Consider the following 26,430-nt stretch of genomic DNA (forward strand, 5'->3'; position numbering starts at 1 on the left):
ATGATGCCCATGGTCCCGCCACGCCTAGACTTATCCAGTGACTGCATTGATCAACGTGGTGGGCGCGGCTGTGGTCGATTCCCTTTCAGCTCCTGCCCTCCTCCTGGCCGCACGCCGTACCGCGCCTCCCCAGTTCGCGGGGATGTGGGAGTTCCCTGGTGGGAAGGTGGAAGCCGGGGAGTCGGCGGAATCGGCACTCCAACGGGAGCTCATGGAGGAACTGGGCGTCACTGTCCGCCTGGGCGAGGAACTGCAGTCCGGCAGCACCTCCGGCTGGACCCTGAATGGGCGGGCCGCGATGCGGGTGTGGTTCGCTGAACTGACCGGCGGAGAGCCCCGTCCCTTGGAAGACCACGACGAACTGCGGTGGGTATCCCTCGACGGGAACGAAGTCCTGGAGCTCGAATGGATCCCCGCCGACTTTCCCATCGTGCGGGCGTTGCTGGAGCGCGTGGCCACCTCCGCGCTGTAGGGGCCTGTCTTAGAACAAGGTCTCCTGGCCCGCCTCGGTGGCCCCCGCAGGATGGGCGGCGTCGTGCGCCGGTTCCGTAGTCCGGGGCCGGGCGTTTCTGTGGCTGAACCCGTGCGTACCCGCGAAGCCATATTTGGCCTTGAAGTGATTGACCCGCCCCGCCAGCCATGTCCGGTATTCCTTGGGCGCGTAGGAGCCCTTCCCGTAGAGCCGACGGTACCTGCCCACGAGTTCCGGATGGTTATGGGCCAGCCATTCCATGTACCACTCGCGGGTTCCGGGCTTGAGGTAGAGCGCCCCGGCGGTGACCCCCGTGGTGCCTGCCGCGGCGAGTTCGGAGAACAACGAGTCCAAGGCCTCATCCGAGTCAGTGAGCCACGGCAGGATGGGCATGGCCATGACGCCGCAGCCGAGCCCCGCGTCGCGAAGCCTGGCAATCAACTTCAACCGGGCTTTGGGGGAGGGCGTCCCTGGCTCCATGAGCTCCGCGAGGTCCTGGTTGGTCATGGCCAACGAGATTCCAAGGTCTACTGGAACCATGGTGGCTGCGTGCTTGAGCAAAGGGATGTCCCGGGACAACAGGGTGCCTTTGGTCAGGATGGAAAACGGGGTTCCGGAGTCTGCCAGGGCGCGGATGATTCCCGGCATGAGGGAGTAGCGGCCCTCGGCGCGTTGGTAGGGGTCCGTATTGGTGCCCAGCGCCACGGGGTGGTGTTGCCATGAGGGTTTGGCCAGCTCTTTGCGCAGGACCTCGGCCGCGTTGATCTTGACCACCACTTGGGAGTCGAAATCGCGGCCGGAATCAAAGTCCAGATAGGTGTGGGTTTTCCGTGCGAAGCAATAGACACACGCATGGCTGCAGCCGCGATAAGGATTCACGGTCCACTCGAACGGCATCTGGGAACCGGCAGCCACCTTATTGAGCACTGACTTGGCGGTGACCTCATGGAAGGTGACTCCGGAGAATTCGGGTGTTGAGATGGAACGCACCAACCCGGAGAGCGGCAGCAAGGCATCCACAACCGGGGCAGGGCCGGGAGCTGTGCCGGCACCGGATCCGGGTACGCGTTCACGGCTTGGTGAAAGTGCTTGTGCGTCCCATCTCATGACTTCCATTCGAAGGTATGTTCGAATTAAAGTCAAGTGCTTCGAAGCCGGTTCCAGGCGTTGCTAAGGTTGGCCCATGATCCTGCTGACTGGATTCGAACCCTTCGGCGGCGATGCCACCAATCCGTCGTGGACCGCTGTGCTGCAGGCCGCCCGGATACTCCGCGCCGAGGGCCTGACGGTGGAGACGGTCGAGCTGCCCTGTGTCTTTGGCGAATCGGTCGATGTGTTGCTGCAGGCCATTGAGGCCCACCAACCGGAACTGGTCCTCAGTGTTGGCCTGGCCGGTGGCCGCAGCCGGATTTCCTTGGAGCGCGTGGCCATTAATTGCGACGACGCCCGCATCCCCGACAACAAGGGCAACCGTCCCATCGACCAGGAAGTAGTGCCCCGGGGTCCTGCCGCCTACTTCACCACCCTGCCCATCAAGGCGGCCTTGCGGAGCCTGCAGATTGAGGGCATCAAAGGAGAAGTCTCCCAATCCGCCGGAACCTACGTTTGCAACCATGTTTTCTACGCGCTGATGCACGCTTTGAACGACCGGACCGGGGCCAGGGGTGGATTTGTCCACGTGCCGTATGCCACGGAGGATCTCGTTCAGGGCAGCACGGCACCGTCCATGCCCCTCGAATCAATGGCGAGGGGCATCGCCGTCGTTATTCGTACCGCGGCCCAAACCGGCACCGATGCAAAGCTGTCCGCAGGAGCCATCCACTGACCAGGGCTTAGCCGGCCAGGAGCTCCCACTCCACCGTGACGCTTGCCGTCACCGATGACTCTCCCGCTTCAACGGGCATGGCTTCGGCCGCGTAGGCCCTGGCCATGCCACCCACCGGAACCGGGGCGCCCGGCGTCGGCTGCTGGGAAACGGTCACCACGCTGCCCAGCCGGGCTCCCGCCAACTGGGCATACTGCTGTGCCCTGCGCTCGGCGTCGGCCCACGCCGCCTCCTGTGCGGCAGCGGTCACGCGGGAAGCGTCGGAGAAGCCCTGCCCAATGCCATTGATCCGGATGTCGTCTCCACCAGCGGCCACCGCCGCGGCAAGGGCGGCAGGCGCGTCGGCTTGCGAGCGGATGGCCACCAGCAGGTTCGTGGATGCGATGTACCCCGAGACCTTTTGTCCCTGGCCCTCCACCCACACCAGGTCGGCGCGCAGGCTCAAGCCGCTGGTCTGCAGGTCGACGTCCGCCACGCCGGCTTGGCGCAGGCTGGCCGCTACAGCACCCGCGGCGTGTCCGGCGTCGGAATAAGCCAGCGCTGCCGAGTCCCGGCGGGTTTCGACACCCAGCGTCAGCGTCACCAGGTCCGGCGCAGCCTTGGCGCTCGCCGTACCTGTGACTGTGATGGTTCGCTTCATACCGCCTCGCTTCGCTTGCGGGCTGGAACGCCCGGCCTTTGTTGGTCAATGTAACCGCCGGCTTCCAATCCGGCATGGCGCTCGAAGATGTTGGCCAAGCCGGGGCTCCCGGTCCTCAGCATGGACCACGCTGCGGCCACTCCGTACAGGGGAAGGAACGGGAGCCCCAGGCACCAGGCGTACTGTGTGCTGTGCCGTTCCTCGTGGGCCAGCAACCTCTCATTGGCGCCGGCAACACCGTGGGGCGACCGGTACAAAATGACGTTCCCCAGCGTGAACGCCCCGGCATGCGGGATCTTCCAGTGGTAGCCGGCCGCGATGAGCAGGCCGCGCGGTCCTTTCGACAACCGGGACCGTGAGGCCGCCGCAACCAGCAAGCCCAACGGCGTACTGAGATTGACGGCGTTGGCGATCTGTCGCAGGCGCTGCCCGGGAGTCATGAAGCCATGCTAGCCCGGCGTACCCCGCGCCGCGCCGGCCGCGGGTTACGCTGATCCAGCACCCACCCAGTCCACGTCACCATTTGGGGGAAGAAGAAATGAAAGTGAAGCGCGCTGCAGGCGTCCTTGCCGTACTGGTCGCCGTCATGCTGGCCCTGACCGGCTGCGTCAAGCTCAACATGTCCGTCAAGGTCAACAGCGAGAAGAGCGTCGACTATGAAGTGGTCTACGCAATCCAGAAGTCCGTTCTGGGAGAGAAGTCCTTTGACGAGTTCATGAAGTCCAACGGCACGGGCAGCCAGGAGATGGATATCCCCGAGGGATCCACAGTGGTGGACTACGAGGACGAAAAGTACAAGGGCAAGAAGATCACCGCCACCAACCTTGATCCGGCGAAGCTTGCGGAGTCCTCCAGTTCAGAGAACCCCTTCGAGCTCAAGAAGGAAGGCGACTTCTACGTCCTCTCCATGGGCGGCGTCACGGGGACCGACTCCAGCGACCCGTCCTCGGCCGGCATGGCCAGGTCGATGTTCGACGAAGCCTCGGTCCGCTTCACTTTCCCCGGCAAGGTAGTCGAGGCCAAGGGAGCCACTGTCGATGGGAACACCGCAACGTTCGACATGCTGTCCATCAGTGAATCCACCGTCCAGGTCAAAGCCGAGGCCAACGCCGGGTTCCCGCTGTGGATCATCTGGTTGGTCGTGGGTGTCGCCGTGGTGGCTGCTGCCGTTGTGCTGCTGTTCGTACTCCTGAGGCGTCGTGCGCCGAAGCCCGTTCCGGCCTCCGCTCCGGCCGCACAGTACGGGCAGGCGCAGTATGGACCTGGACAGAACGGACCCGCGGGATACGCGCCACAGCAGGATTGGGCGGGCCAGGGCTACACTCCCGGCCAGGCTCCGCAGCCAAGGAACGACGGCGGACCCACACCGCCGCCGCCCGCCGCACCTCCGGCCCCCTGAAGACCCGGTAGGGAAGGTTCTACTAGACTGGAAGGCAGTGTTCGCCACGGCGGACACTGCCTCTTGTTTTGCAGGCCAGCCATGCCGGCCGTTCCCGACTCGTAGCTAAGAACAGTAGATGACTGACACTTTGCCAGGCGCTGCCATCCCGAATCCGCTGGATGAGGCCGCCATCACCGCCGCCGTTGAGGACGCCGTCGCCGCCATTGCGGCCGCATCCTCCCTCGAAGAACTCAAGGCCGTCCGCCTCGCCCACACCGGTGAGAAGTCGCCGCTCAGCCTCGCCAACCGTGAAATCGGTGGCCTGGCCAAGGAGCACAAAGCGGCAGCCGGCAAGCTGATGGGTTCATCGCGTGGCCGGGTCAACCAGGCGCTCGCAGCGCGCACGCAGGTTCTCGAAGCGGAGAACGACGCCCGGATCCTCGTGGAGGAAACGGTGGACGTCACGGCGGCCCCGCGTCGCCGCCGCGCCGGTGCCCGCCACCCGCTGTCCACGTTGCAGGACCGCGTTTCGGACATCTTCGTGGGCATGGGCTGGGAAATCGCCGAAGGCCCGGAGGTCGAGTCCGAGTGGTTCAACTTCGACGCCTTGAACTTCAAGCCGGACCACCCTGCGCGTGAAATGCAGGACACGTTCTTCGTGGAACCGCCCGAGGCGCACCTGCTGATGCGAACCCACACATCACCCGTTCAGGTTCGTTCCATGCTTGAGCGCGAAGTGCCCATCTATGTCCTGTGCCCGGGCAAGGTATTCCGCACGGACGAACTGGATGCCACGCACACGCCGGTGTTCCACCAGTTCGAGGGCCTGGCCATCGACAAGAACCTGAGCATGGCGGACCTCCGCGGCACGCTGGAGCACTTCGCGCGCCAGATGTTCGGCGACGAAGCGTCCATCCGCCTGCGCCCCAACTACTTCCCGTTCACCGAGCCGTCCGCCGAGCTGGACATCTGGCACCCCGGTGCCAAGGGCGGTCCGCGTTGGATCGAATGGGGTGGCTGCGGCATGGTCAACCCCAACGTCCTCAGGGCGGCCGGCATTGATCCGGATGTCTATTCAGGTTTTGCCTTCGGCATGGGCATTGAGCGCACGCTCATGTTCCGCAACGAGGTCGGCGACATGCGCGACATGATCGAGGGCGATGTACGTTTCAGCGAGCACTTCGGGATGGAGATCTAACAGTGCGTATCCCACTTTCCTGGCTGCGTGAGTTCGCGCAGGTACCGGCCGACGCAACGGCCGAAGACGTCATGGCCGATTTGGTCAAGGTCGGTTTCGAAGAAGAAGAAGTCCACCGTCCCACGGATGCCCTGAAGGGGCCCGTCGTGGTTGGCCAGGTGTTGAGCCTCGTCAAGGAGCCGCAGACCAACGGCAAGACCATCAACTGGTGCCAGGTCCGCGTCGTTCCGGAAGGACAGGAACAGACCCTCACGGGCAAGGGAATCGATCCTTCCGGTGTGCAGGGCATTATCTGTGGTGCCCACAACTTCGTGGAAGGCGACAAGGTAGTGGTCACGCTGCCTGGTGCCGTGCTCCCCGGAGACTTCCACATCTCCGCGCGCAAGACGTACGGCCACTTGTCTGCCGGCATGATTGCCTCCGTGCGTGAACTGGGCATCGGCGAGGACCACGATGGCATCCTGGTGCTGTCCAGCATTGGCCTCGACCCCGAAATTGGCACGGACGCCATGGAACTCCTGGGTCTCTACGACCAGGCTGCGGAGATCAACGTGACCCCGGACCGCGGGTACGCGTTCTCCATCCGTGGTGTCGCCCGCGAATACGCCCACGCCACAGGGACTGTCTTCACCGACCCCGCCTCCAAGGTGAGCGCGCCGGCCAGCCTGCAGGGCGGTTACGGCGTCAAGCTCAACGACGACGCACCCATTTATGGCAAGCCCGGATGCGACCGCTTCGTGGCCCGCACGGTCCGGGGCGTCGATCCCTCGCGTCCCACCCCGCCGTGGATGTCTTCCCGGTTGCGCCTCGCCGGTATCCGGAGCATCTCGCTGCCCGTGGACATCTCCAACTACGTCATGCTGGAACTCGGACAGCCGAACCACTGCTACGACCTTGACAGGCTCTCGGGCGACATTGTGGTGCGCCGTGCCGTGGCGGGGGAGAAGATCACCACCCTCGACGACAAGGAGCGCACGCTCGATGTCGAGGACCTCCTGATCACCGACGACTCCGGCGCCATCGGCATCGCAGGCGTCATGGGCGGTGCCCACACCGAGGTTTCGGACTCCACCACCAACATCCTGGTGGAAGCCGCGCACTTCGACGAGGTCTCGATCGCCCGTTCACGTCGTCGCCACAAGCTTCCCTCGGAGGCGTCCAAGCGCTTCGAGCGTGGCGTCGACTGGCACATCGCCAACATCGCCGCGCAGCGCGTCGTGGACCTGTTGGTGGAGCTGGCCGGTGGCACGGCTGACGAGGCCGGAACCGACGTCGGGACCGCGCCGGACGCCGTCACCATCGAACTGCCCGGTGACTTCGCGTCCAAGCGCATTGGCATCGACTTCACCGAGGAACAGATCACCACATCGCTCGCAGACCTCGGTGCCTCCGTGGAGAAGACCGCTTCCGGCTACACCGTGACGGCACCGAGCTGGCGGAACGACCTCGAAACCAAAGAAGACCTCTCCGAGGAAATCGCCCGCCTGGTGGGTTACGACAACATTCCGGCCACCCTTCCGGTGGCGCCTCCGGGCCGTGGTTTGAGCCGCACGCAGCAGCAGAAGCGTCGCGTGGTGCAGGCGCTGGCGGACGCCGGCCTGACGGAAGTCCTGTCCTACCCGTTCGTCTCCAAGGCGGCCAACGACACCTTCGGCGTGGCCGCGGAAGGTGCGCAGCGCCCGGCGTTGAAGCTCGCCAACCCGATCAGCGAGGAACACGGCTACCTCCGTACGTCCATCCTGCCCGGGCTGATCGAGGTTGTCCGCCGCAACCAGTCGCGCGGTTTCCGCGACCTCGCCCTGTACGAGGCCGGCTCGGTCTTCCTGCCGGGCGACCGGTTGGGGACTGAGTCCATCCCTCCGCTGGGCATCAAGCCTTCGGATGAGGTTCTTGAGGGCCTGTTCGACGGCGTTCCGCACCAGCCGCTGCACATCGCCGCTGTCCTCACGGGCCACGATTCACCGGCCGCTGCGACCCACACGCCCCGGGCGTGGGATTGGGCTGACGGACTGGATGTTGCACGTCTCATCGGAGACGTCGTGGGCGTCGAGCTGGTGGTAAGCCAGGGCAGCCACCAGGCGTTCCACCCCGGCCGGGCGGCCCAGCTGGCCCTCCGGAACGGAGACGTGGTGGGCTACGCGGGCGAACTCCACCCCAAGCTCCTCGCTGCGCACGACATGCCGGCGCGGTCCGTGGCCATGGAGATCGACGTGGACGCGCTGTTCGAAGCAGCGGCCGACGTGATCGTGGCCAAACACATTTCCGGGTTCCCCGTGGCAACCCAGGACGTGGCCTTGGTGGTTCCGCAGGATGTGCCTGCTGACCAGGTTCTGGCCGCACTCCGCGAAGGTGCCGGAGAGCTCCTCGAAGACGTCGCGCTGTTCGATGTCTACGTGGGTCCGGGCATCGAGGAAGGCAAGAAGTCGTTGGCCTTCGGCCTTCGTTTCCGGGCCGCTGACCGCACCCTGACTGCGGACGAGGCCTCCGAAGCCCGCGCTGCCGCCGTTGCCGTTGCCGCAGAGCGGTTCGGAGCAGTCCAGCGCTAGTCCAGACCGAACAACGCGGGGTCACTTGCAGCCCATTCCGAAGGGATTATTGGGCCGAAAGTGACCCCGCGTTGCTCTAAGAGGGGGAGACTTGGAGCCGGTTTTGAGGCTGCTCCAACTCGGGGAGGTGGCACTTCTTGAATCACCGCTCGCGCTGGCTTTGGGAAGAGCCGGGGAACACCGTGCGGCGCGCTTCGCGTCCGCGCGGGACCGGGATGAATTCGTTGCGGGGCGTATTGCCTTGCGTCGGTTCGCTGCGGAGCTATTGGCGGTGGATCCGTCCAGGCTCACGCCGGATTACAGCTGTCCCCAGTGCGGCCCCGGCCAGGATCACGGCCGGCCCGGATTCATGCTCGACGACGGTCCGGCGCCTTTGGTGCTCAGCGCCTCCCGGGCGTCGGGCTGGATGCTGCTGGCCGGCGTCGTGCATCCAGCGGAAGGCCTCCGGCTGGGAGTGGACCTTGAAGCGGTAAGCCGGGTTGGCTTCGAGGGCTTTGACGACGTTGCCCTGACCGCGGGGGAACGCAGGCTGATCGACGCGGCGCCGGAAGTGGAGCGCGACGCCCAGAGGGCACGGCTCTGGGCACGGAAGGAAGCCTGGCTCAAGATGACCGGCGACGGGCTTCGCCTGGACCCGGCTGCCGTGGATGTGCTGAACCGTCCGGGCATACAAGATGTAGGCGCCGTGGGTGGACGGCCGCTCCCGGATGGGCTCGTGGCAGCGCTGGCACTCGGCTAGCGAGCGGACGGCAGTGGGGGAAGCGCGGCGTTGTAGAGCCACGGACGCAGGACGGAACCGGCGTCCAGGCCTGGTACGAAGGCGTTGGCGGCTTCGATGAACGACTCCGTGGACACCGAACCGTGGCGGTTGGCCGCGGTCCAGTGCTGGAGGAAGCCGAAGAAGGCTTCGTCTCCCACCTTGACGCGGAGGGCGTGCACGGCCAGGGCACCACGCTTGTAAACCCGGTCGTCGAACATCAGCTCCGGGCCGGGATCGCCCACCAAAAGGTCCTGTGGACCGCCGTCGAGCTTCTTCCACGCTGCCAGCGCCCGGGCGGGAACGCCCATGGTTCCCGACTCCTCCGACCACAACCATTCGGCGTAGCATGCGAAGCCCTCATGCAGCCAAATGTGCTTCCAGCTGCTGACCGTCAGTGAGTTCCCGAACCACTGGTGCGAGAGCTCGTGGGCGATCAGGCGTTGGGCTTCCCACGTGTCCCGCATATGGTTGCGGCCAAAGATGGACACGGTCTGCGCCTCAAGGGGAATCTCCAGCTCGTCTTCCGTGACCACCGAGGTGTACTCGGCAAAGGGGTAGGGACCGAAACAATCCTCGAAGGTCCGCATCATGTCCGGCTGCCGGCGCAGGCCCATGCGTGCGTCCTCGGCCAGGCCCGCCGGAACAGCCGCGAATTGCGGAACGCGTTGGTGGGTGTCGTTGGCGTTCAGCGGAATCAGGCCGTAACGTCCGATCTGCACGGTGGCCAGGTACGTCGCCATGGGCTGGGCATGTTCATAGACCCAGGTCTCGCGGCTCGATTTCCGGGTTCTGGACACCAACCGGCCATTGCAGACCGGACGGTAATTGTCGTCCGTGGTGACGGAAATCAGGAAGCTCGACTTGCTCCGCGGGTGGTCGTTGCAGGGAAACCAGGACGCGGCGCCGTTCGGCTGGCCCGCCACCAGGACACCATCGGTGAGTTCCTCCCAGCCGACTTCGCCCCAGAGCCCCCTCCGGGGCTGGGGGTTGCCTTCGTAGCGGATATCCAGGTCGAACTGCTGGCCGGACTTAATCTGAGCCTGGGCAGCGATGACCAAGTGCTCACTGCGCTGGCTGAACTTCTGGACCTTCTTCCCGTCCAGCTGGATCTTTGATGCCCGCAGGCCTACCAAATCCAGGATGACCTGGCTCATGGATTCCAACGCGGTACACCGCAGGACGGCCCGCCCGATCAACCTGTTGCTGCCGAGCCGAACGTCGAGGTCAAGCTCGTACCTGTCCACGCGGTAGCCCGTGCTCCCGTGGTCCAGCGTGTAGGGGTCGGCGGCGGTGTTTGTGGTCGCTGCGGTCATAAAGTGCGGTGGCCTCAATCCTGGTTCTCCTGCTGTTGCCGTGTGCCCAATCTACTTGAGTCTCGCGGACTGTGCGGCCGGACCTTCCCAGGGGCTGACGGGATTTCCCATCCAATAGGTTCCGGCCGGTACGGTCTCGCCCCTCATGACCAACGACGCCGGTCCAACGGTTCCGCCGTCGCCCACACGTGCGGCGGGGAGGATGACGCCGTGCGGACCCATGGTGGCGCCGGCGCCGAGCGTCACGGTGTCGATGCTCATGACGCGGTCGTGGAACAAGTGGGTTTGGACCACGCAGCCGCGGTTAACCGTGGAGTTCTCGCCGAGGGTCACAAGGTCAGCCTCCGGAAGCCAGTAGCTCTCGCACCAGGTTCCGCGCCCGATCTTGGCGCCCAGCCCACGGAGCCACCACACCAAGGCCGGAGTTCCCGCCGCCGAGCGCGCGAACCAGGGTGCGCTGACCATCTCGATGAAGGTATCCACTACCTCGTTCCGCCAGATGAAGGAACTCCAGAGCGGGTGCTCGCCAACGCGGATGGTACCCACCAGCACCCACTTGGCGACGATTGCGCTCATTGCGGCTACCGCGCCCGCAGCCAACATGACGACGCCACCGAGAAGGGCGGCCGCCCAGTAACCCCAAAGTTGCGCGATCGCGTTGAAGGCCAGCATGGAGCCCGCGGCGATGGCTACGGTGAGAATGACCGGGACGAACCTGCACAGCTCCCACAGCGCACGGGCGAGCTTGAGCTTGAACGGTGGACGGAAGGTGCGCGTCTGGTCGGCGTCCACGGCCGTCCTGCGCAAGCGGACGGGTGGGCTGCCCAGCCACGAGGTTCCGGACTTTGCTTTTGCCGGGGTCGCGGAGAGAACTGCCACCAGCGAGTTCTTGGGAACATTGCGTCCGGCAGCGGTCATCCCGGAGTTGCCGAGGAAGGAGCGCTTGCCAATTTTGGCCGGGGCGATCTTCATCCAGCCGCCGCCCAACTCATAGGAGGCCACCATGGTGTCGTCCGCCAGGAAGGCGCCGTCCCCGATGGTGGTCATCCGGGGGACCAGGAGGACCGTGGACGCTTCCACGTTCTTGCCCACTTTGGCGCCGAGCAACCGCAGCCAGATCGGTGTGAACAGGCTCGCGTAAATGGGAAAGAGAAGGTCGCGGGCCATGTCCAGGAGGCGTTCGGTGGCCCAGACCTGCCACCCGACGCGACTCCGGACGCGGTAGTAGCCTTCCTTGAGGCCCAAACCCAGGAGGCGGGCCACGACCAGGATGAGGAGGAGATTCGCAAAGAACCATGCCAACGCGGCCAGCGGGAGGGCTGCGAGGATCTGGGGAACGGCACTTTCGAGGGATTCGTGGCCCCGGATGAAGGCGAGGATCACCAGTGCACCAACGAAGGCCGAGACGTAGGGGATCAGCGCAAGCAACGCAGAAGCTCCGGCAAAGGCCGAGAACCAAAGCCTGTCGCCCAGGGTCCGCTGATGCACCACGTCGGGCCATTCGTGCTTGGCCTTGCCCCGCCGCTCAGCAGGTGAGCCGGCCACGAGATGCCCGGACTTGACCTTGCCCAACACGGCCGAGCCGGCTTCGACGTGTGCGCCCGCCCCGATGGTGGCGCCCGGCATCAGGGTGCTGCGGGAGCCCACTACTGCTCCGGCCCCCACGTGGATCTGCCCGATGTGGACGGAATCGCCATCCACCCACCAGCCGGACAGGTCCACTTCGGGTTCAATGTTTGCGCCGCTGCCCAAGGACAGGAGTCCCGTCACGGGAGGCAGCGAATGCAGGTGGACGTCGCGTCCGATCTTCGCTCCGAGGGCCCGGGCATAATACGGAACGAACGGTGCGCTGGCCAGGCCGATGGCGCCGGACAGGTCCTGGATCTGCTCCGCGAGCCAAAGCCTCAGGTGGGTTTTCCCGGAGCGCGGGTAGGTGCCGGGTTGGACTCCGTGCAGGAGCAGCCGGGCAGCTGCCACGGAGATCGCCATGCGGCCCAAGGGGCTGACGAAGACCAGCCACGAAGCAGCAATCCACCACCACGAGACCACCGGTGCCGCAGCGAACCCCGCGTAATCGGCAAGGAGGCGGTTGGCGGCCATCAGGTAGGTCAGCCAGCGCATGCCCACCAGGATGTGCAGCGGGACGCCCATGAGGACCTGGAAAATCTGTGACTTCAGGGCGGTGGGACGCACGGTGCGCTCAGCAGCGGGACCGGGTGTACCGCCGTCGGGAATCGACTGCCGGGCGGCGTCGATGAGCGCCCCGACGCGCGGCGTGGCGTAGATGTCGGCCACCGTGATGGTGGGGTACCGGACGCGCAACGCGGAAACCAGCTGGGCCGCCGCGAGCGAGCCCCCGCCATAGGCGAAGAAATCGGCATCGAGGGAGCCCACGGTGCTGCCCAGCACGGACTCCCACTGCTCCACCACCCAGCGCGCGTCGTCGGGCAGGTTCAAGGGAGTATCGCCGGGCTCGGCAGCGGCAGCCGCGCCAGCCAACGGCCAGGGCAGTGCATGGCGGTCAACCTTGCCGCTGGTTTTGGTGGGCAACGTGTCGACCGTCGTGAGCAGGGGAATCAAGGCTGCGGGCAGGTTTTCGCCGAGTGCCTTCCGGGCGTCGTCCAGGTCCAGGCTGACGCCGTCGGAGGCGGCGAGGTAGCCCACCAGGATCTGGTTGCCGGCGGCCGTTGTCTGCACGGCCGCCGCTGCGCCGGCCACACCCGGCAGGGCTTGGAGGGCGGCATCGACTTCGCCAAGTTCGATCCGCCGGCCACCGAGCTTGACCTGTTCATCGGCCCTGCCCATGAAGATGAGGCCCTCGGCCTCGAAGCGGACCAGGTCTCCCGAGCGGTAAGCCCGCTCCCAGCCCAGCGTGTGCATGGGTGCGTACTTCTCCGCGTCCTTGGCGGGGTCGAGGTATCGGGCCAAGCCCACGCCGCCGATGATCAACTCGCCGACGTCGCCTTCGGCTACCGGAACGCCTGCGGAATCCACGACGGCCAGGTCCCACCCGTCCAGGGGCAGTCCGATCCTGACTGGCCCCGGACCTCCCAAGGGTGCGGCGCAGGCAACGACCGTGGCCTCCGTGGGGCCATAGGTGTTCCAGACCTCCCGGCCGTCGACGGCGAGCCTTTCGGCCAGTTCGGGCGGGCAGGCTTCGCCGCCGAAGATCAGGAGGCGGACGTTTTCCAGGGCTTCGGCGGGCCAGAGGGCCGCGAGGGTTGGCACGGTGGAGACCACTGTGATGCCGTGGTTGATCAGCCATGGACCCAGGTCCATGCCCGTCCGGACCAGCGCGCGGGGAGCCGGGACCAGACACGCACCATGTCTCCAGGCGAGCCACATTTCCTCGCAGGAGGCGTCGAAGGCGACGGACAATCCGGCCAGGACGCGGTCCTGGGGTCCGATCGGTTCGGGTTGCAGGAAGATGCGGGCTTCTGCGTCCACAAAGGCGGCGGACGAGCGGTGCTTGACGGCCACGCCCTTGGGCGTGCCCGTGGAACCGGAGGTGAAGATGATCCAGGAATCGTCATCCAACCCTGGCTTGCTCCCACCCCGGATGGGTCCGTGCGAGGAATCCGTTGCCTTGACGGACAGGCCCGCGCCGATGACTGCGCCCACCTTGGCTTCGCCAAACACCAGCTTGGCGCGTTCCTCGGGATCGTCGGCGTCGACCGGAACGTAGGCTGCACCGCACATGAGGATGCCAAGGATGGCGATGTAGAGCTCATTGGTGCCCGACGGAATGCGGACACCCACCTTGTCCCCGCGGCCGAGCCCCGCCTCGTTCAGGGCCCGCGAGAAAGTGCGGACCGCGGCCAGCAGCTCGGTGTAGCTCAGTGACTTCTGGCCGTCGTCCAACGCTGATGCTTCGGGGAAGGACTGTGCAGTCTCCTCCAGGATGTCCACGAGGGTACGTTCGGCGGGTGCTGCTGACGCCCCCGGGAACTGGGGGCGGTAGGCGGCCACGGCAGGTGAAACCGCGGCCGCGCCAGGATGATCTATGCTCACCGGCCCAGCTTTACCCAGGAAGGTGAACAATAGGTGTCTGACGTTTCCTGCTCGTCACAATGTGTTGCACAGGGGTTCGCCTGGCAGCAACCGAACGTTTCCCTGCAGCTAGGGAAGCAGCAGCACCTTACCGGTGGTCTTGCGGCCTTCCAGATCCCGATGGGCCTGGGCGGCTTCCGCGAGCGGATAGCGGGCGCCAATCCGTACCGAGAGGGTTCCGTTCGCTGCGGCTTCGAAAATTTCGGTGGACCGCCACCGGCGCTCATGGGTGTTTTGGACAAAGTGGACCATGGTGGGGCGGGTGACGGAGAGGGATCCGCCCGCGTTCAGGCGCTGGGGATCGAACGGTGGGACCGGGCCGGAGGCTGCTCCAAAAAGCACCAGCGAACCCCGGATGCGCAGGCTCTTCAGCGAATCGTCGAACGTGTCTTTCCCGACGCCGTCGTAAACAACATTGACGCCTTCGCCGTCGGTGAGTTCGCGGACCTTTTCCGCGAACCCGTCGTAGCGCAGCACTTCGTCTGCGCCGGCCAATGTTGAGAGGTCTGCCTTTTCGTCCGAGGAAACGGTGGTGATGACCCTCGCGCCCCTGGCCTTCAGGAGCTGCGATAGCAGCAGTCCCACGCCGCCGGCGCCTGCGTGCAGGAGGACAGTGTGCCCCGGCTCCACGCGGAAGGAGGAATTCATGAGGTAGTGGGCGGTGATGCCCTGCAGCGGTAGCGCGGCTGCCGTGTGGTCATCCACCTTGTCCGGAACGGGCAATGCCTTCGCGGCGTCCACCAAGGCGTACTCGGCGTAGGTCCGGGAGGCCTCGGCGGTTGCCACGCGGTCGCCGATGGCAAAGTCCTCCACGCCGTCGCCCACGGCTTCCACGGTTCCGGCGGCTTCTGCACCCGGGGTGAAAGGGTATTCAACTTTGTAGATGCCGCTTCGCTGGTAGGTCTCGATGAAGTTGACCCCTGCGGCGGCAACCTTGATGAGCAACTGTCCGGGACCGGGCTGCAGTGGCTCAACGGCGGTGTACTCAAGAACCTCGGGCCCTCCGGGCTGCTGGGCAACGATCGCGTGCGTCATGGTGGCTCCTTAATCCGGGACGGTCCTTCCGGTGCCCGGTTCCAGATTCCATCCTAGGGAGCAAGCCACCCATGGTGTCGAACGGCTAGCGGCGTCCGTGCGTCGAAGCAACCGGGCAGTCGAAGCCGCGCCCGGCTGCAAGGCCGACGTCGTTGAGGTAGCTGACCACGATCCCGTAGGACTGCATCAGTGATGTTTCGGTGTAGGGAATGGAGTGTTTGGCGCAGAATTCGCGCACTATTCCCGCGGCCTTGTGCAGGTGTGGCCTCGCCATGTCAGGGAACAAGTGATGCTCTACCTGCCGGTTCAGGCCACCCAGGAGGAAGTCCATGAAGCGCCCGCCCGAAATGTTGCGGGAGGTGAGGATCTGCCTGTTGAGGAAGTCCACGCGGCTGTCCTTGGGCAGGACGGGCATCCCCTTGTGGTTTGGTGCGAAGGACGCCCCCATGTAAAACCCGTAGACCATGATCTGAACTCCGAGGAAGGCAAAGGCCATGCCGATGGGAAGGAAGGTGAACGCCAGTACCGGCAGGGCCACGAGCCGGGCCACCAGGATGGGCGTCTCAACCCAACGGTGCCGCACCTTCTGCTTTCCGAAGTCGAAGCGCAGGGAATCGAACTGGAGGCTCAGGCCCAGGAGCGTCAGGAGCGGGGAGAAAAACCACCCTTGCCTCCGCGTCAGGAAGGCCAGGCGCCCCTTGCGCTCGGCTGCCGCGTCCTCATGGAAGACCAGGGCATTGTTCCGGATGTCCGGGTCCTTGGAGATGACGTTGGGATGGTTGTGGTGGGCGCCGTGTTTCTGCTCCCACCAGGAGTAACTGATGCCAGCTACACCAGTGGCCAGCAGGCGCGCGGACCAGTCGTTGGCACGCCTGGACGCGAAGATCTGCTTGTGCCCGGCCTCGTGCGCAAGGAAGCTCAGCTGTGTGCAGAGAATGCCCACGGCGGCGGCGATGAGGAGTTGGTACCACGACTCGCCCAGGAGGGCGAAGCCGAGCCAGGTACCTGCCATCAGCAGAACCAGGGCCACGAACACCCAAAGGTAAAAGCCGCTGCGGCGCTCGAGGAGTCCGGCTTTCTTGACGCTCTTAAGGAGCTCTGAATAGCTCTGTACGACGGGATTCGGCTGAATTGCGCGTGGTTTGGGGCGCTCAGCGGTGGATGTGGGTGCCATGGAATGTGCCCCGTATCGATAACGGGCAACGCTGCAGCCGACGTTCGGTCTGCACGGTCTGGATCACCCTTCAACAAGCATACGGGGCTGCACCAAATGAGGTTCTCCCGAGGCGTGCATAAATATCAGCAAGTATGAATAACTTTGCTGTATGCTGGAGCCATGACTATTTCTGTTGCCGTCTCCGGTGCCAGCGGCTACGCCGGGGGAGAAGTGCTGCGCCTGCTGGCGAACCATCCCAACGTCACCATCGGCGCGATCACCGCGCACAGCAACGCCGGTTCCAGACTAGGGGAGTTGCAGCCGCATCTCCATGGTTTGGCCAGCCGGATCCTCGAAGACACCACCGTAGAGAACCTGACGGGTCACGACGTCGTCTTCCTCGCCTTGCCGCACGGCGCGTCAGCGGAGATCGCTGCCCAACTGCCGGAGGGCACGGTAGTCATCGACGCCGGCGCGGACCACCGCTTGCAGGACGCCGCGGCATGGGAAAAGTTCTACGGCTCGGCCCATGCCGGCACGTGGCCTTACGGCCTGCCCGAACTGCCGGGCCAGCGCGAGGCGCTCAAGGGCGCCAAGCGCATCGCCGTACCCGGCTGCTACCCGACGTCGGCCCTGCTCGCCTTGACGCCCGGGTTCGCCAACAACCTGCTCCTCACGGACGACGTCGTCATTGTGTCAGCCTCCGGTACCTCGGGTGCCGGCAAGGCCGCCAAGGTCAACCTGATCGGTTCCGAGGTCATGGGTTCCATGAGCCCCTACGGCGTGGGTGGCGGTCATCGCCACACGCCGGAGATCGAGCAGGGGCTGTCCAATGCCGCGGGGGAGCCGGTGACGGTTTCCTTCACGCCCACGTTGGCTCCCATGAGCCGGGGGATCCTCACCACGGCGACTGCCAAGGTTGGCCACGGTGTCACCGCGGTGGAGCTGCGGCAGGCCTGGGCAGATGCGTACGACGACGAGCCGTTCGTGCACCTGCTGCCCGAGGGCCAGTGGCCCACCACCAAGTCTGTCCAGGGCTCCAACCACGCAGTGATGCAGTTGGCCTTCGATGCCCACACCGGCCGCGTGATCGTCACGTGCGCCATCGACAACCTCACCAAGGGAACTGCCGGCGGCGCCGTGCAGTCCATGAACATTGCCCTCGGCCTGGATGAAACCGCCGGCCTGAACCTGCAGGGAGTTGCACCGTGACCATTACCGCCCCCAAGGGATTCCGCGCTGCAGGCATCAAGGCCGGCATCAAGGCCTCGGGAAACCCGGACCTTGCCCTCGTCGTCAACGACGGCCCGCTCACGTCAGCTGCCGCGGTGTTCACGTCCAACCGCGTCGCGGCGGCGCCCGTGCACTGGTCCCGCCAGGTAGTCAGCGATGGTCGGGTCGACGCCGTCGTCCTGAACTCCGGTGGTGCCAACGCCTGCACCGGTCCGCAGGGCTTCCAGAACACCCATGCCACGGCAGAGAAAGTGGCAGAAGTGCTGGGAGTCTCGGCTTCCGACGTCGTGGTGTGCTCCACCGGCCTGATCGGCGAGCAGCTGCCCATGGACAAGATCCTGCCGGGTGTTGAAGCCGCGTTCAACGAGCTTTCCGAGGAGGGCGGCGCCGCTGCAGCGACTGCCATCATGACCACGGACAGCGTCTCCAAGGAAGCCGTCTTCACCGGCCAGGACGCAGAAGGCAAGACCTTCACCGTTGGCGGCATCGCGAAGGGCGCCGGCATGCTGGCCCCCGGGCTGGCCACCATGTTGGTGGTCCTCACCACCGACGCCGAAGTGCCCGCGAATGAGCTCGACGTCGTCCTCCGGGATGCCACGCGTGTCACCTTCGACCGCGCCGACTCCGATGGTTGCATGTCCACCAACGACACCGTGGTGCTGCTCGCCTCGGGTGCCTCGGAAGCGCTCCCGTCGGCGGAGCAGCTGAGCGAGGCGGTCACGACGGTGTGCGCCGAACTGGCCCGCAAGCTGATCGGCGACGCCGAGGGCGCCAGCCACGACATCGCCATCCGCACCTTCAACGCCGCCAGTGAACGCGATGCCGAAATTGTTGGCCGGTCCGTGGCCCGGTCCAACCTCTTCAAGGCTGCGATCTTCGGCAAGGACCCCAACTGGGGCCGGGTGCTCTCCGCAGTCGGCACCACCGACGCTGTCTTCGAAGCCGACCAGCTCAACGTTTCCATGAACGGTGTCCAGATCTGCCGCAACGGAAGCATCGGCGACGACCGCAACCTGGTGGACCTGGAACCCCGCGAAGTGTTGGTCGAAATCGACCTGCAGGCCGGCGAGGCCGAGGCGACCATCTGGACCAACGACCTCACGCACGACTACGTGCATGAGAACAGCGCGTACTCGAGCTAAGGGGTGACCATGACCGCACACACCCGCGAGAACACCTCCATGAGTGCCGCCCAGGACAAGGCCGGAACCTTGATCGAGGCCCTGCCCTGGATCCAACGCTTTGCCGGAACCACCATGGTGATCAAGTACGGCGGCAATGCCATGGTGAATGACGATCTTCGCCGGGCCTTCGCCGAGGACATCGTGTTCCTCCACCACGTTGGCATCCATCCCGTGGTGGTCCACGGCGGCGGCCCCCAGATCAACTCCATGCTGGGCCGCCTCGGCATCGAGTCCGAATTCAAGGGCGGCCTCCGCGTCACTACGCCCGAAGCGATGGACGTAGTCCGCATGGTCCTCACCGGCCAGGTGGGCCGCGAGCTCGTTGGCCTGATCAATTCCCACGGGCCGTACGCTGTGGGGATGTCCGGCGAGGATGGCGGGCTGCTCCGCGCTGTTCGTACCGGGACTGTGGTTGACGGCGAGGAAGTGGACCTTGGCCTGGTGGGCGAGGTTGTCGGCGTCGATCCCGCAGGGATCAAGGACATCCTCGACGCCGGTCGCATCCCCGTGATTTCCACGGTCGCCCCGGAGATCACCGACGAAGGCAACGGCTACCAGACCACAGGCCAGGTGCTCAACGTCAATGCGGACACAGCCGCAGCCGCAGTGGCCTCTGCGTTGGGCGCCTCCAAGCTGGTGATCCTGACGGACGTGGAAGGCCTGTACGCCAACTGGCCGGACAAGTCCTCGCTGATCTCCTCGCTGACGGCCAGTGAGCTGCGGGACATGCTGCCGCGCCTGGAATCCGGCATGATCCCCAAAATGGCTGCGTGCCTCAAAGCCATCGACGAAGGCGTGGAACGCGCACACATCGTGGACGGGCGCCTGCCGCACTCCATGCTGTTGGAGACCTTCACGACGGCCGGCATCGGCACCCAAGTAGTACCTGACGAGGAAGTGAACGCATGAGCACCAACGAAGCAGCAGTGGTCGAAACTCCGGCCGACGCCATCACCGGGCACAGCAGCGGCGCGGACTGGCTGGCCCGCTACTCCACCTCGCTCATGGGCGTCTTTGGCACGCCGCAGCGTGTCCTCGTGCGCGGTGCCGGCTGCCTGGTCTGGGATGCCGACGGCAAGGAATACCTTGACCTCTTGGGCGGAATCGCCGTGAATGCACTGGGCCATGCCCACCCGTTCGTCACCTCGGTCATCTCAAGCCAACTGGCAACCCTTGGCCACGTCTCCAACTTCTTCACCAGTCCCACCCAGATCGCGCTCGCCGAAAAGCTGCTTGCCATCAGCAACGCACCTGCCGGTTCCAAGGTGTTCTTCGCCAACTCCGGTACGGAAGCCAACGAGGCCGCCTTTAAGCTGGCCCGCCGGAACAGCGGCGACGGCAAGCGGACCAAGATCGTTGCCCTTGAGGGCGCCTTCCACGGCCGCACCATGGGCGCCCTGGCGCTCACAGCCAAGGAAGCCTACCGGGCGCCTTTCGAGCCGTTGCCCGGTGGCGTGGTCCACATCCCGTTCGGCGACATCGAAGCCCTTCGTGCCGCCGTCGACGATTCCACGGCGGCAGTGTTCCTGGAACCGATCCAGGGCGAAGCCGGCGTGCGTCCGCTGAGCGCCGAATACCTGCAGGCCGCCCGCGAAGCCACCACGGCTGCGGGTGCTCTCCTGATCCTCGACGAGGTCCAGACCGGCATCGGGCGGACCGGGAAGTGGCTTGCCAGCGAAGATGCGGGCATCGTTCCCGACGCCATCACCCTCGCCAAGGGACTGGGTGGCGGCTTCCCCGTGGGCGCCTTGCTCACCTTTGGAAGCACGACGTCGGCCCTGCTCACCGCCGGGCAGCACGGCACCACCTTCGGGGGAAACCCGGTAGCAACGGCCGCCGCGTTGGCTACGCTGCACGCCATCGAAAGCCAAGGCGTCCTCCAGAACGTGCAGGTCGTGGGCCAGCACCTCCGTGGACGCCTTGCCGCCGTCGAGGGCGTCACCGAAGTCCGCGGCGAAGGCCTGCTGATCGGCTTCGACGTCAACGCAGACATTGCCCCGGCGATGGTCATGGCAGCACTGGACGCCGGTTTCATCATCAACAGCCCGGGTCCGCGGACCATCCGCCTGGCCCCGCCGCTTATCCTGACCACCGAACAGGCTGACCGTTTCCTGGCTGCCCTTCCTGCCCTGATCGCTACGGCCACCGCCACTACCGCCAAGGACGCACAGTGACAACTTCCACCCGGCATTTCCTCAAGGACACTGACCTGACTCCTGCCGAGCAGGCCGAAGTACTGGAACTTGCGGCCCGCATGAAGGCCCAGCCGTACAGCGTCCAGCCGTTCGCCGCGGACGGAAACGGTCGCAAGACCGTCGCCGTCATCTTCGACAAGACGTCCACCCGGACCAGGGTCTCCTTTGCCACGGGCATCGCGGACATGGGCGGCAACGCCCTCATCATTAACCCCGGTGAGGCCCAGATCGGTCACAAGGAGTCCGTCGAGGACACCGCCAAGGTCCTGGAGCGCATGGTCTCCACCATTGTGTGGCGGACCGGAGCCCACGCCGGGTTGGTTGCCATGGCGGAAAACTCCAAGGTCCCCGTGATCAACGCCCTGTGCGACGATTACCATCCGTGCCAGCTCCTCGCCGACCTCCTGACCGTCAAGGAGCATAAGGGCGAGCTGGCAGGACTGACCATGGCCTACCTCGGCGACGCCGCCAACAACATGGCCAACTCCTACCTGCTGGCTGGTGTCACCGCCGGCATGCACGTCCGGATCTCGGGACCGGAGGGCTACCTGCCGGCCGCGGAGATCGTGGCCGCAGCGCAGGAGCGTGCTGCCGAAACCGGTGGTTCGGTGCTGATCACCAGCGATGCGGCGGAGGCCCTCAAGGGTGCCGACGTCGTTGCCACGGATACCTGGGTGTCCATGGGCCAGGAAGCAGAGAAGGAAGCCCGGATGCAGCTCTTCCGCGAGTACTCCGTGGATGAGTCCGCCATGGCTCAAGCCGCACCTGACGCCGTGGTGCTGCACTGCCTCCCGGCCTACCGCGGTTATGAGATCTCCGCGGGTGTGATCGACGGTCCGCAGTCGATCGTCTGGGACGAAGCGGAGAACCGCCTGCACGCCCAGAAAGCACTCATGGCCTGGCTCATGCACCAGTCCGGGCTCGCGTTCGTCGACGGACTTGCCCCCGTCGAAGGAACCGGCGAGAGCACGTTCTAGTGTCCATCAATCCTTCGGTGCCGGGCGCGAGCCCGGCCACCAAGACCGCCCGCCAGGCGCGCATCACGGCCATCCTGACAGGCGAGTCCGTCCGGTCGCAGGCAGAGCTCGCGGCCCTGCTGGCGGACGACGGCGTCCAGGTCACCCAGGCGACGCTGTCGCGCGACCTGGTGGAACTGGGCGCTGTACGGGTTCGCGGTAAGGACGGTGCGCTGGTCTATGCGGTTCCCGGCGAAGGGGGAGACCGGAACGCCAAGAGTGGCGTCACCCAGGAAATCCTGGATGCCCGGCTGACCCGGCTGTGCGGAGAACTGCTGGTGACGGCGGAGGCTTCTGGCAACATTGCGGTGCTTCGGACGCCTCCAGGAGCGGCCAACTTCCTGGCGCTGGCGATCGACCACTCCGTGATGCCGTCGGTATTGGGTACGATCGCAGGCGACGACACTGTGATGTTGGTGTCCCGGGATCCTGACGGCGGGGCGGAACTCGCTGCCCGCTTCCTGCGGTTGGCCGAAGAAGCCGGTCCGGGCAACTGACGTAATTTTTTCAAGCATTAGATACAAACAAGCAACACACAAAGGAGCACTCTCGTGACTGAGCGCATTGTTCTGGCCTACTCCGGTGGCCTTGATACGTCCGTAGCCATCGGCTGGATCGGTGAAGCCACCGGCGCCGAGGTCATCGCCGTCGCCGTTGATGTTGGACAGGGCGGCGAGTCCCTGGAGACCATTCGCCAGCGCGCCCTGGGCTGCGGCGCTGTTGAGGCCTACGTTGCGGACGCCCGCGACGAGTTTGCCAACGAATATGCCATGCCCACCCTCAAGGCCAACGCCCTCTACCAGGGCCACTACCCGCTGGTCTCGGCTATTTCCCGCCCGGTCATCGTCAAGCACCTGGTCAAGGCCGCCCGTGAATTCGGCGCAACCACCGTGGCACACGGCTGCACCGGCAAGGGCAACGACCAGGTCCGCTTCGAAGTGGGCATCCAGACCCTCGGTCCGGACCTGAAGTGCATCGCACCCGTCCGCGACCTCGCCCTGACCCGTGACAAGGCCATCGCGTTCGCCGAGGAAAAGGGCCTGCCGATCGAGACCACCAAGAAGAACCCGTACTCGATCGACCAGAACGTCTGGGGACGCGCCGTCGAGACCGGTTACCTCGAGGACATCTGGAACGCTCCCACCAAGGACATCTACGACTACACCGCTACCCCGGAATTCCCCCCGGCACCGGATGAGGTCACCATTTCCTTCCAGGCCGGTGTCCCGGTAGCGATCGACGGCGTGAAGGTCACCCCGCTGCAGGCCATCCAGGAACTGAACCGCCGCGCAGGCGCCCAGGGCGTTGGCCGCATCGACGTCGTTGAGGACCGCCTGGTGGGCATCAAGTCCCGCGAAATCTACGAAGCCCCGGGTGCCATGGCGCTGATCACCGCGCACAAGCACCTGGAGGACATCACCATCGAGCGCGAGCAGGCCCGCTTCAAGGCAACGGTCGGCCAGCGCTGGGCAGAGCTCGTCTACGACGGACAGTGGTTCTCCCCGCTGAAGCGCTCCCTGGACGCTTTCATCGAGGACACCCAGAAGTACGTTTCCGGCGATATCCGCATGGTCCTCCACGGTGGCCAGGCCATCGTCAACGGCCGCCGCTCCGAGACCTCGCTCTACGACTTCGACCTCGCCACCTACGACACCGGCGACACCTTCGACCAGTCGATGGCCCGCGGCTTCATCGAGCTGTGGGGCATGTCCTCGAAGGTTGCCTCGGGCCGCGACCTGCGGGTTGCTGAGTGAGTCCTCAGCAGGGCCCACGAACGCCGGGGTCCCCGGCCGAGCGCAGCGAGGTTGGGGAGCGTTCGGGGACAAACGAAGGTGCCTTGTGGGGCGGCCGATTCGCCGGCGGCCCCGCGGACGCGCTGGCCGCACTGAGCAAGTCCACGCATTTCGACTGGCGGCTGGCCCGCTACGACATTGCCGGATCCAAGGCGCACGCCCGCGTGCTGGCCAAAGCCGGACTGCTGGACGACGCTGAGCTTGAGGGCATGCTTGCCGCACTCACCCAGTTGGATGAGGATGTCGCGAGCGGCGCTTACCTTCCGGCCGAGAGCGACGAGGACGTTCACGGTTCGCTGGAACGTGGCCTCATCGAGCGTGCTGGGGTCCAGCTTGGCGGCAAGCTCCGTGCCGGACGTTCCCGCAACGACCAAGTGGCAACCCTTGGCCGGATGTTCCTGCGTGACCACGCACGGATCATCGCGCAGGGAGTCCTGGCCACCATCGATGCGTTGGTTGAGCAGGCAAAGGCGCACCCGGGTGTGGCCATGCCTGGCCGCACGCACCTGCAGCATGCCCAGCCTGTGCTGTTGAGCCACCACTTGCTGGCCCACGCCTGGGCACTGTTGCGCGATGTGCAGCGCCTCCAGGACTGGGACAAGCGTGCCGGTGTCTCGCCGTACGGTTCCGGCGCTTTGGCCGGTTCTTCGCTCGGTCTGGACCCCGAGGCTGTAGCCGCGGACCTCGGCTTCTATTCGGCAGTCCACAACTCGATCGACGGCACAGCTTCCCGCGACGTCTTCGCCGAGTTCGCCTGGGTGTGCTCCATGATCGGCGTGGACCTGTCCCGTGTTTCCGAGGAAGTCATCTTCTGGGCCACCAAGGAGTTCTCCTTCGTGACCCTGCATGATTCCTACTCCACGGGGTCCTCGATCATGCCGCAGAAGAAGAACCCGGACGTCGCCGAACTGGCGCGTGGCAAGGCGGGGCGCCTCATCGGCAACCTGACCGGATTGCTGGCTACGCTCAAGGGCCTGCCGCTCGCGTATAACCGTGACCTGCAGGAGGACAAGGAGCCGGTCTTCGATGCTGCCGACACGTTGGAACTTCTCCTTCCGGCCGTCTCCGGCATGATCGCCACGCTGAAGTTCAACACCGAACGCATGGAATCCTTGGCCCCGCAGGGCTTCGCTTTGGCCACGGACATTGCCGAGTGGCTTGTCCGCCAGGGCGTGCCGTTCCGCGAAGCGCACGAACTCTCCGGCGCTGCCGTCAAGCAGGCCGAGAGCCGCAATGTGGAACTGTGGGACCTGACGGACGAAGAATATGCCGCGATCTCGGAGCACTTGACGCCCGAAGTCCGGTCTGTGTTGAGCACGGAAGGTTCGCTCAACAGCCGCAACTCGCAAGGCGGAACGGCACAAGCCGCCGTCGAACGCCAGCTTGCGGCCCTCGAAGCGGAACTGGACGCTGCACGCGCCTACGCGTCCTAGCGATTCTCCACCCAGAGCGGGATGGTGCCTCGTGGCGCCATCCCGCTCTGCGTTTAACGGTGCGTTAGCATGGCGCTATGACCCAGATCACCCCTGAAACGCTGCCCGCAGAGCTTCACAAAGCCGCCGGCACCGTCACGCGCCTCCTCGCCACAATGGATGAATCGTCCATAGCTGAGGCCTCGGAACTTCCCGGCTGGACGCGCGGCCACGTCCTTGCCCATATCAGCGGAATCGCCAAGGCCATGGCCCGGCAACTGGAGTACGCCCGGCGCGGCGAAAAGATCGAACTGTACGACGGCGGCATGGAAGGCCGTACCAAGGCGATCGACTTGGCGGCGGGACACAGCCTCGCCGAGCACACGGCGTCCGTCACCGCTGCGGTGGACTCGGCGGTTGGTGCGTTCGACGCTTTGGACCCGGACGGCTGGCAGGCGCGCATCACCTATCGGGACGGTACAGTGCTCGACGGCGGGCTGGCGCTGTGGCGCGAACTGGTCATCCACGCCGCGGACCTGGGGCTGGGCTACGGACCCGAGACGTGGAGCAAGCCGTTCTGCGAACACCTTTTCGGCTTCCTTGCCGCACGGGTGCCGGAACAGTACAGGTTTGTCCTCCAGCCCACGGGACTTCCCCCGCAGACCATCGGGAACGGTGGAACCTCCATTGCCATCACCGGAATGCTGACGGACATCGCCGCCTGGCTTGCCGGCCGCGAACCAAGCCTTGGTTCGCTCCGCGCGACGGCAGCAGCGGATGGCGTGGACCTGCCCGAGCTCCTGCCCTGGCCCGGCGGCGTCCCCGCCCAGCCCCAAACCCCGGCCCGTTAACCCCACCCCGTTAACCCCATCGCCGTTAAGCCCAGCGCCCCGTTGCCCCCACCCACACGCCCCCAACGCTCTCTCACGTAATCGCTCTTTTCGGGGATCGCTCTCTCACGTAATCGCCCTTATCGGGGATCCTTCTCTCACGTAATCGCCCATCTCGGGGATTGCTCTCTCACGTAATCGCTCTTTTCGGGGATCCCTCTCTCACGTAATCGCTCTTTTCGGGGATCCCTCTCTCACGTAATCGCTCTTCTCGCGGATCCCTCTCTCACGTAGTCGCTCTTTTCGGGGATCCCTCTCTCACGTAGTCGCTCTTTTCGGGGATCCCTCTGTCACGTAATCGCCCTTATCGGGAATCCTTTTTCATTGATTG

22 protein-coding genes are annotated in these 26,430 nt (G+C 65.4%); 15 read left to right on the forward strand and 7 right to left on the reverse strand.

The window, feature by feature from the left end; all coding sequences use genetic code 11:
• The first annotated feature begins 37 nt into the window (after window positions 1-37).
• The gene (locus ACIQTZ_RS17385; RefSeq protein WP_402982519.1) at window positions 38-472 is read left to right on the forward strand and encodes a (deoxy)nucleoside triphosphate pyrophosphohydrolase; all 435 of its coding nucleotides are present in this window, start codon (window positions 38-40) and stop codon (window positions 470-472) included.
• A gap of 9 nt (window positions 473-481) precedes the next feature.
• Here ACIQTZ_RS17385 and ACIQTZ_RS17390 read toward each other — a convergent pair whose 3' ends face one another.
• Window positions 482-1,579: an Rv2578c family radical SAM protein gene (locus ACIQTZ_RS17390; RefSeq protein WP_402982520.1), complete on the reverse strand. Its 1,098-nt coding sequence runs from the start codon at window positions 1,577-1,579 to the stop codon at window positions 482-484.
• Window positions 1,580-1,655: 76 nt separating this feature from the next.
• Here ACIQTZ_RS17390 and pcp point away from each other — a divergent pair, with 76 nt between their 5' ends.
• Window positions 1,656-2,297 (forward strand): pyroglutamyl-peptidase I, encoded by a 642-nt coding sequence (pcp, locus tag ACIQTZ_RS17395; protein ID WP_402982522.1) that lies wholly within the window; start codon window positions 1,656-1,658, stop codon window positions 2,295-2,297.
• A gap of 7 nt (window positions 2,298-2,304) precedes the next feature.
• Here pcp and ACIQTZ_RS17400 read toward each other — a convergent pair whose 3' ends face one another.
• Together ACIQTZ_RS17400 and ACIQTZ_RS17405 are read right to left on the reverse strand one after the other, a co-directional pair.
• On the reverse strand, window positions 2,305-2,937 hold the full coding sequence (locus ACIQTZ_RS17400; protein WP_402982524.1) for an SIMPL domain-containing protein: 633 nt from the start codon (window positions 2,935-2,937) through the stop codon (window positions 2,305-2,307).
• The gene (locus ACIQTZ_RS17405) at window positions 2,934-3,377 is read right to left on the reverse strand and encodes a hypothetical protein (protein ID WP_402982525.1); all 444 of its coding nucleotides are present in this window, start codon (window positions 3,375-3,377) and stop codon (window positions 2,934-2,936) included. Before ACIQTZ_RS17405 ends, ACIQTZ_RS17400 begins: the two co-directional genes overlap by 4 nt.
• A 98-nt stretch (window positions 3,378-3,475) precedes the next feature.
• Here ACIQTZ_RS17405 and ACIQTZ_RS17410 point away from each other — a divergent pair, with 98 nt between their 5' ends.
• The 4 genes from ACIQTZ_RS17410 to ACIQTZ_RS17425 all read left to right on the forward strand — a co-directional run bounded on the left by ACIQTZ_RS17410 (window position 3,476) and on the right by ACIQTZ_RS17425 (window position 8,801).
• Window positions 3,476-4,336 (forward strand): LppM family (lipo)protein, encoded by an 861-nt coding sequence (locus tag ACIQTZ_RS17410; protein ID WP_400331562.1) that lies wholly within the window; start codon window positions 3,476-3,478, stop codon window positions 4,334-4,336.
• A gap of 118 nt (window positions 4,337-4,454) precedes the next feature.
• Window positions 4,455-5,516, forward strand: coding sequence for a phenylalanine--tRNA ligase subunit alpha (gene pheS / locus ACIQTZ_RS17415; protein ID WP_397324055.1), 1,062 nt, complete (start codon window positions 4,455-4,457; stop codon window positions 5,514-5,516).
• 2 nt (window positions 5,517-5,518) lie between these two features.
• Complete coding sequence (gene pheT / locus ACIQTZ_RS17420) at window positions 5,519-8,062, forward strand: phenylalanine--tRNA ligase subunit beta (protein ID WP_402982527.1); 2,544 nt, start codon at window positions 5,519-5,521, stop codon at window positions 8,060-8,062.
• 103 nt (window positions 8,063-8,165) lie between these two features.
• Window positions 8,166-8,801: a 4'-phosphopantetheinyl transferase family protein gene (locus tag ACIQTZ_RS17425; RefSeq protein ID WP_402982529.1), complete on the forward strand. Its 636-nt coding sequence runs from the start codon at window positions 8,166-8,168 to the stop codon at window positions 8,799-8,801.
• On the opposite strand, the gene ACIQTZ_RS17430 is transcribed toward ACIQTZ_RS17425, so the two are convergent.
• From ACIQTZ_RS17430 to ACIQTZ_RS17445, 4 genes are all read right to left on the reverse strand, one after another.
• Entirely contained in the window at window positions 8,798-10,135 is a 1,338-nt protein-coding gene (locus ACIQTZ_RS17430; protein ID WP_402982530.1) for a M1 family metallopeptidase, read from the reverse strand. The genes ACIQTZ_RS17425 and ACIQTZ_RS17430 overlap by 4 nt on opposite strands.
• A gap of 51 nt (window positions 10,136-10,186) precedes the next feature.
• Window positions 10,187-14,146, reverse strand: a complete 3,960-nt coding sequence (locus ACIQTZ_RS17435) for a Pls/PosA family non-ribosomal peptide synthetase (protein WP_402982532.1) — start codon at window positions 14,144-14,146, stop codon at window positions 10,187-10,189.
• 108 nt (window positions 14,147-14,254) lie between these two features.
• Window positions 14,255-15,220 carry a quinone oxidoreductase family protein gene (locus ACIQTZ_RS17440; protein ID WP_402982534.1) on the reverse strand — a complete coding sequence of 322 codons (966 nt, stop codon included), beginning with the start codon at window positions 15,218-15,220 and terminating at the stop codon, window positions 14,255-14,257.
• Between the two features lie 85 nt (window positions 15,221-15,305).
• Window positions 15,306-16,394, reverse strand: a complete 1,089-nt coding sequence (locus ACIQTZ_RS17445; RefSeq protein WP_402982535.1) for a fatty acid desaturase family protein — start codon at window positions 16,392-16,394, stop codon at window positions 15,306-15,308.
• A 162-nt stretch (window positions 16,395-16,556) separates the two neighbouring features.
• On the opposite strand from ACIQTZ_RS17445, the gene argC reads away from it, so the two are divergent.
• The 9 genes from argC to ACIQTZ_RS17490 all read left to right on the forward strand — a co-directional run bounded on the left by argC (window position 16,557) and on the right by ACIQTZ_RS17490 (window position 26,060).
• Entirely contained in the window at window positions 16,557-17,588 is a 1,032-nt protein-coding gene (gene argC / locus ACIQTZ_RS17450; protein ID WP_402943803.1) for an N-acetyl-gamma-glutamyl-phosphate reductase, read from the forward strand.
• Entirely contained in the window at window positions 17,585-18,751 is a 1,167-nt protein-coding gene (argJ, locus tag ACIQTZ_RS17455) for a bifunctional glutamate N-acetyltransferase/amino-acid acetyltransferase ArgJ (protein ID WP_402982537.1), read from the forward strand. The genes argC and argJ overlap by 4 nt, the downstream gene beginning before the upstream one ends.
• 9 nt (window positions 18,752-18,760) lie before the next feature.
• Window positions 18,761-19,702: an acetylglutamate kinase gene (gene argB, locus ACIQTZ_RS17460; protein WP_400331589.1), complete on the forward strand. Its 942-nt coding sequence runs from the start codon at window positions 18,761-18,763 to the stop codon at window positions 19,700-19,702.
• Window positions 19,699-20,967 carry an acetylornithine transaminase gene (locus tag ACIQTZ_RS17465; protein ID WP_402982539.1) on the forward strand — a complete coding sequence of 423 codons (1,269 nt, stop codon included), beginning with the start codon at window positions 19,699-19,701 and terminating at the stop codon, window positions 20,965-20,967. Before argB ends, ACIQTZ_RS17465 begins: the two co-directional genes overlap by 4 nt.
• A complete protein-coding gene (gene argF / locus ACIQTZ_RS17470) occupies window positions 20,964-21,965 on the forward strand; it encodes an ornithine carbamoyltransferase (RefSeq protein WP_402982540.1) in 1,002 nt (333 codons plus the stop codon). Before ACIQTZ_RS17465 ends, argF begins: the two co-directional genes overlap by 4 nt.
• Window positions 21,965-22,501 carry an arginine repressor gene (locus ACIQTZ_RS17475; protein WP_402982542.1) on the forward strand — a complete coding sequence of 179 codons (537 nt, stop codon included), beginning with the start codon at window positions 21,965-21,967 and terminating at the stop codon, window positions 22,499-22,501. The genes argF and ACIQTZ_RS17475 overlap by 1 nt, the downstream gene beginning before the upstream one ends.
• A 54-nt stretch (window positions 22,502-22,555) precedes the next feature.
• The gene (locus ACIQTZ_RS17480) at window positions 22,556-23,758 is read left to right on the forward strand and encodes an argininosuccinate synthase (RefSeq protein ID WP_402943790.1); all 1,203 of its coding nucleotides are present in this window, start codon (window positions 22,556-22,558) and stop codon (window positions 23,756-23,758) included.
• Window positions 23,755-25,230 (forward strand): argininosuccinate lyase, encoded by a 1,476-nt coding sequence (argH, locus tag ACIQTZ_RS17485; RefSeq protein WP_402982544.1) that lies wholly within the window; start codon window positions 23,755-23,757, stop codon window positions 25,228-25,230. Before ACIQTZ_RS17480 ends, argH begins: the two co-directional genes overlap by 4 nt.
• A 77-nt stretch (window positions 25,231-25,307) precedes the next feature.
• Window positions 25,308-26,060, forward strand: a complete 753-nt coding sequence (locus ACIQTZ_RS17490; protein WP_402982545.1) for a maleylpyruvate isomerase family mycothiol-dependent enzyme — start codon at window positions 25,308-25,310, stop codon at window positions 26,058-26,060.
• Window positions 26,061-26,430 lie beyond the last annotated feature (370 nt).

Origin of the sequence: Paenarthrobacter sp. NPDC090520 (genome assembly GCF_044769205.1) — a bacterium.
Lineage (GTDB): Bacteria > Actinomycetota > Actinomycetes > Actinomycetales > Micrococcaceae > Arthrobacter.

What these genes read in the sequence shown, in the direction of transcription:
- ACIQTZ_RS17430 (WP_402982530.1), bottom strand. Translation starts at nt 10,135, where the DNA reads ATGACCGCAGCGACCACAAACACCGCCGCCGACCCCTACACGCTGGAC.
- argC (WP_402943803.1), top strand. Translation starts at nt 16,557, where the DNA reads ATGACTATTTCTGTTGCCGTCTCCGGTGCCAGCGGCTACGCCGGGGGA.
- ACIQTZ_RS17400 (WP_402982524.1), bottom strand. Translation starts at nt 2,937, where the DNA reads ATGAAGCGAACCATCACAGTCACAGGTACGGCGAGCGCCAAGGCTGCG.
- argB (WP_400331589.1), top strand. Translation starts at nt 18,761, where the DNA reads ATGACCGCACACACCCGCGAGAACACCTCCATGAGTGCCGCCCAGGAC.
- pcp (WP_402982522.1), top strand. Translation starts at nt 1,656, where the DNA reads ATGATCCTGCTGACTGGATTCGAACCCTTCGGCGGCGATGCCACCAAT.
- ACIQTZ_RS17390 (WP_402982520.1), bottom strand. Translation starts at nt 1,579, where the DNA reads ATGAGATGGGACGCACAAGCACTTTCACCAAGCCGTGAACGCGTACCC.
- ACIQTZ_RS17405 (WP_402982525.1), bottom strand. Translation starts at nt 3,377, where the DNA reads ATGACTCCCGGGCAGCGCCTGCGACAGATCGCCAACGCCGTCAATCTC.
- ACIQTZ_RS17445 (WP_402982535.1), bottom strand. Translation starts at nt 16,394, where the DNA reads ATGGCACCCACATCCACCGCTGAGCGCCCCAAACCACGCGCAATTCAG.
- ACIQTZ_RS17440 (WP_402982534.1), bottom strand. Translation starts at nt 15,220, where the DNA reads ATGACGCACGCGATCGTTGCCCAGCAGCCCGGAGGGCCCGAGGTTCTT.
- ACIQTZ_RS17490 (WP_402982545.1), top strand. Translation starts at nt 25,308, where the DNA reads ATGACCCAGATCACCCCTGAAACGCTGCCCGCAGAGCTTCACAAAGCC.
- ACIQTZ_RS17410 (WP_400331562.1), top strand. Translation starts at nt 3,476, where the DNA reads ATGAAAGTGAAGCGCGCTGCAGGCGTCCTTGCCGTACTGGTCGCCGTC.
- ACIQTZ_RS17465 (WP_402982539.1), top strand. Translation starts at nt 19,699, where the DNA reads ATGAGCACCAACGAAGCAGCAGTGGTCGAAACTCCGGCCGACGCCATC.
- pheS (WP_397324055.1), top strand. Translation starts at nt 4,455, where the DNA reads ATGACTGACACTTTGCCAGGCGCTGCCATCCCGAATCCGCTGGATGAG.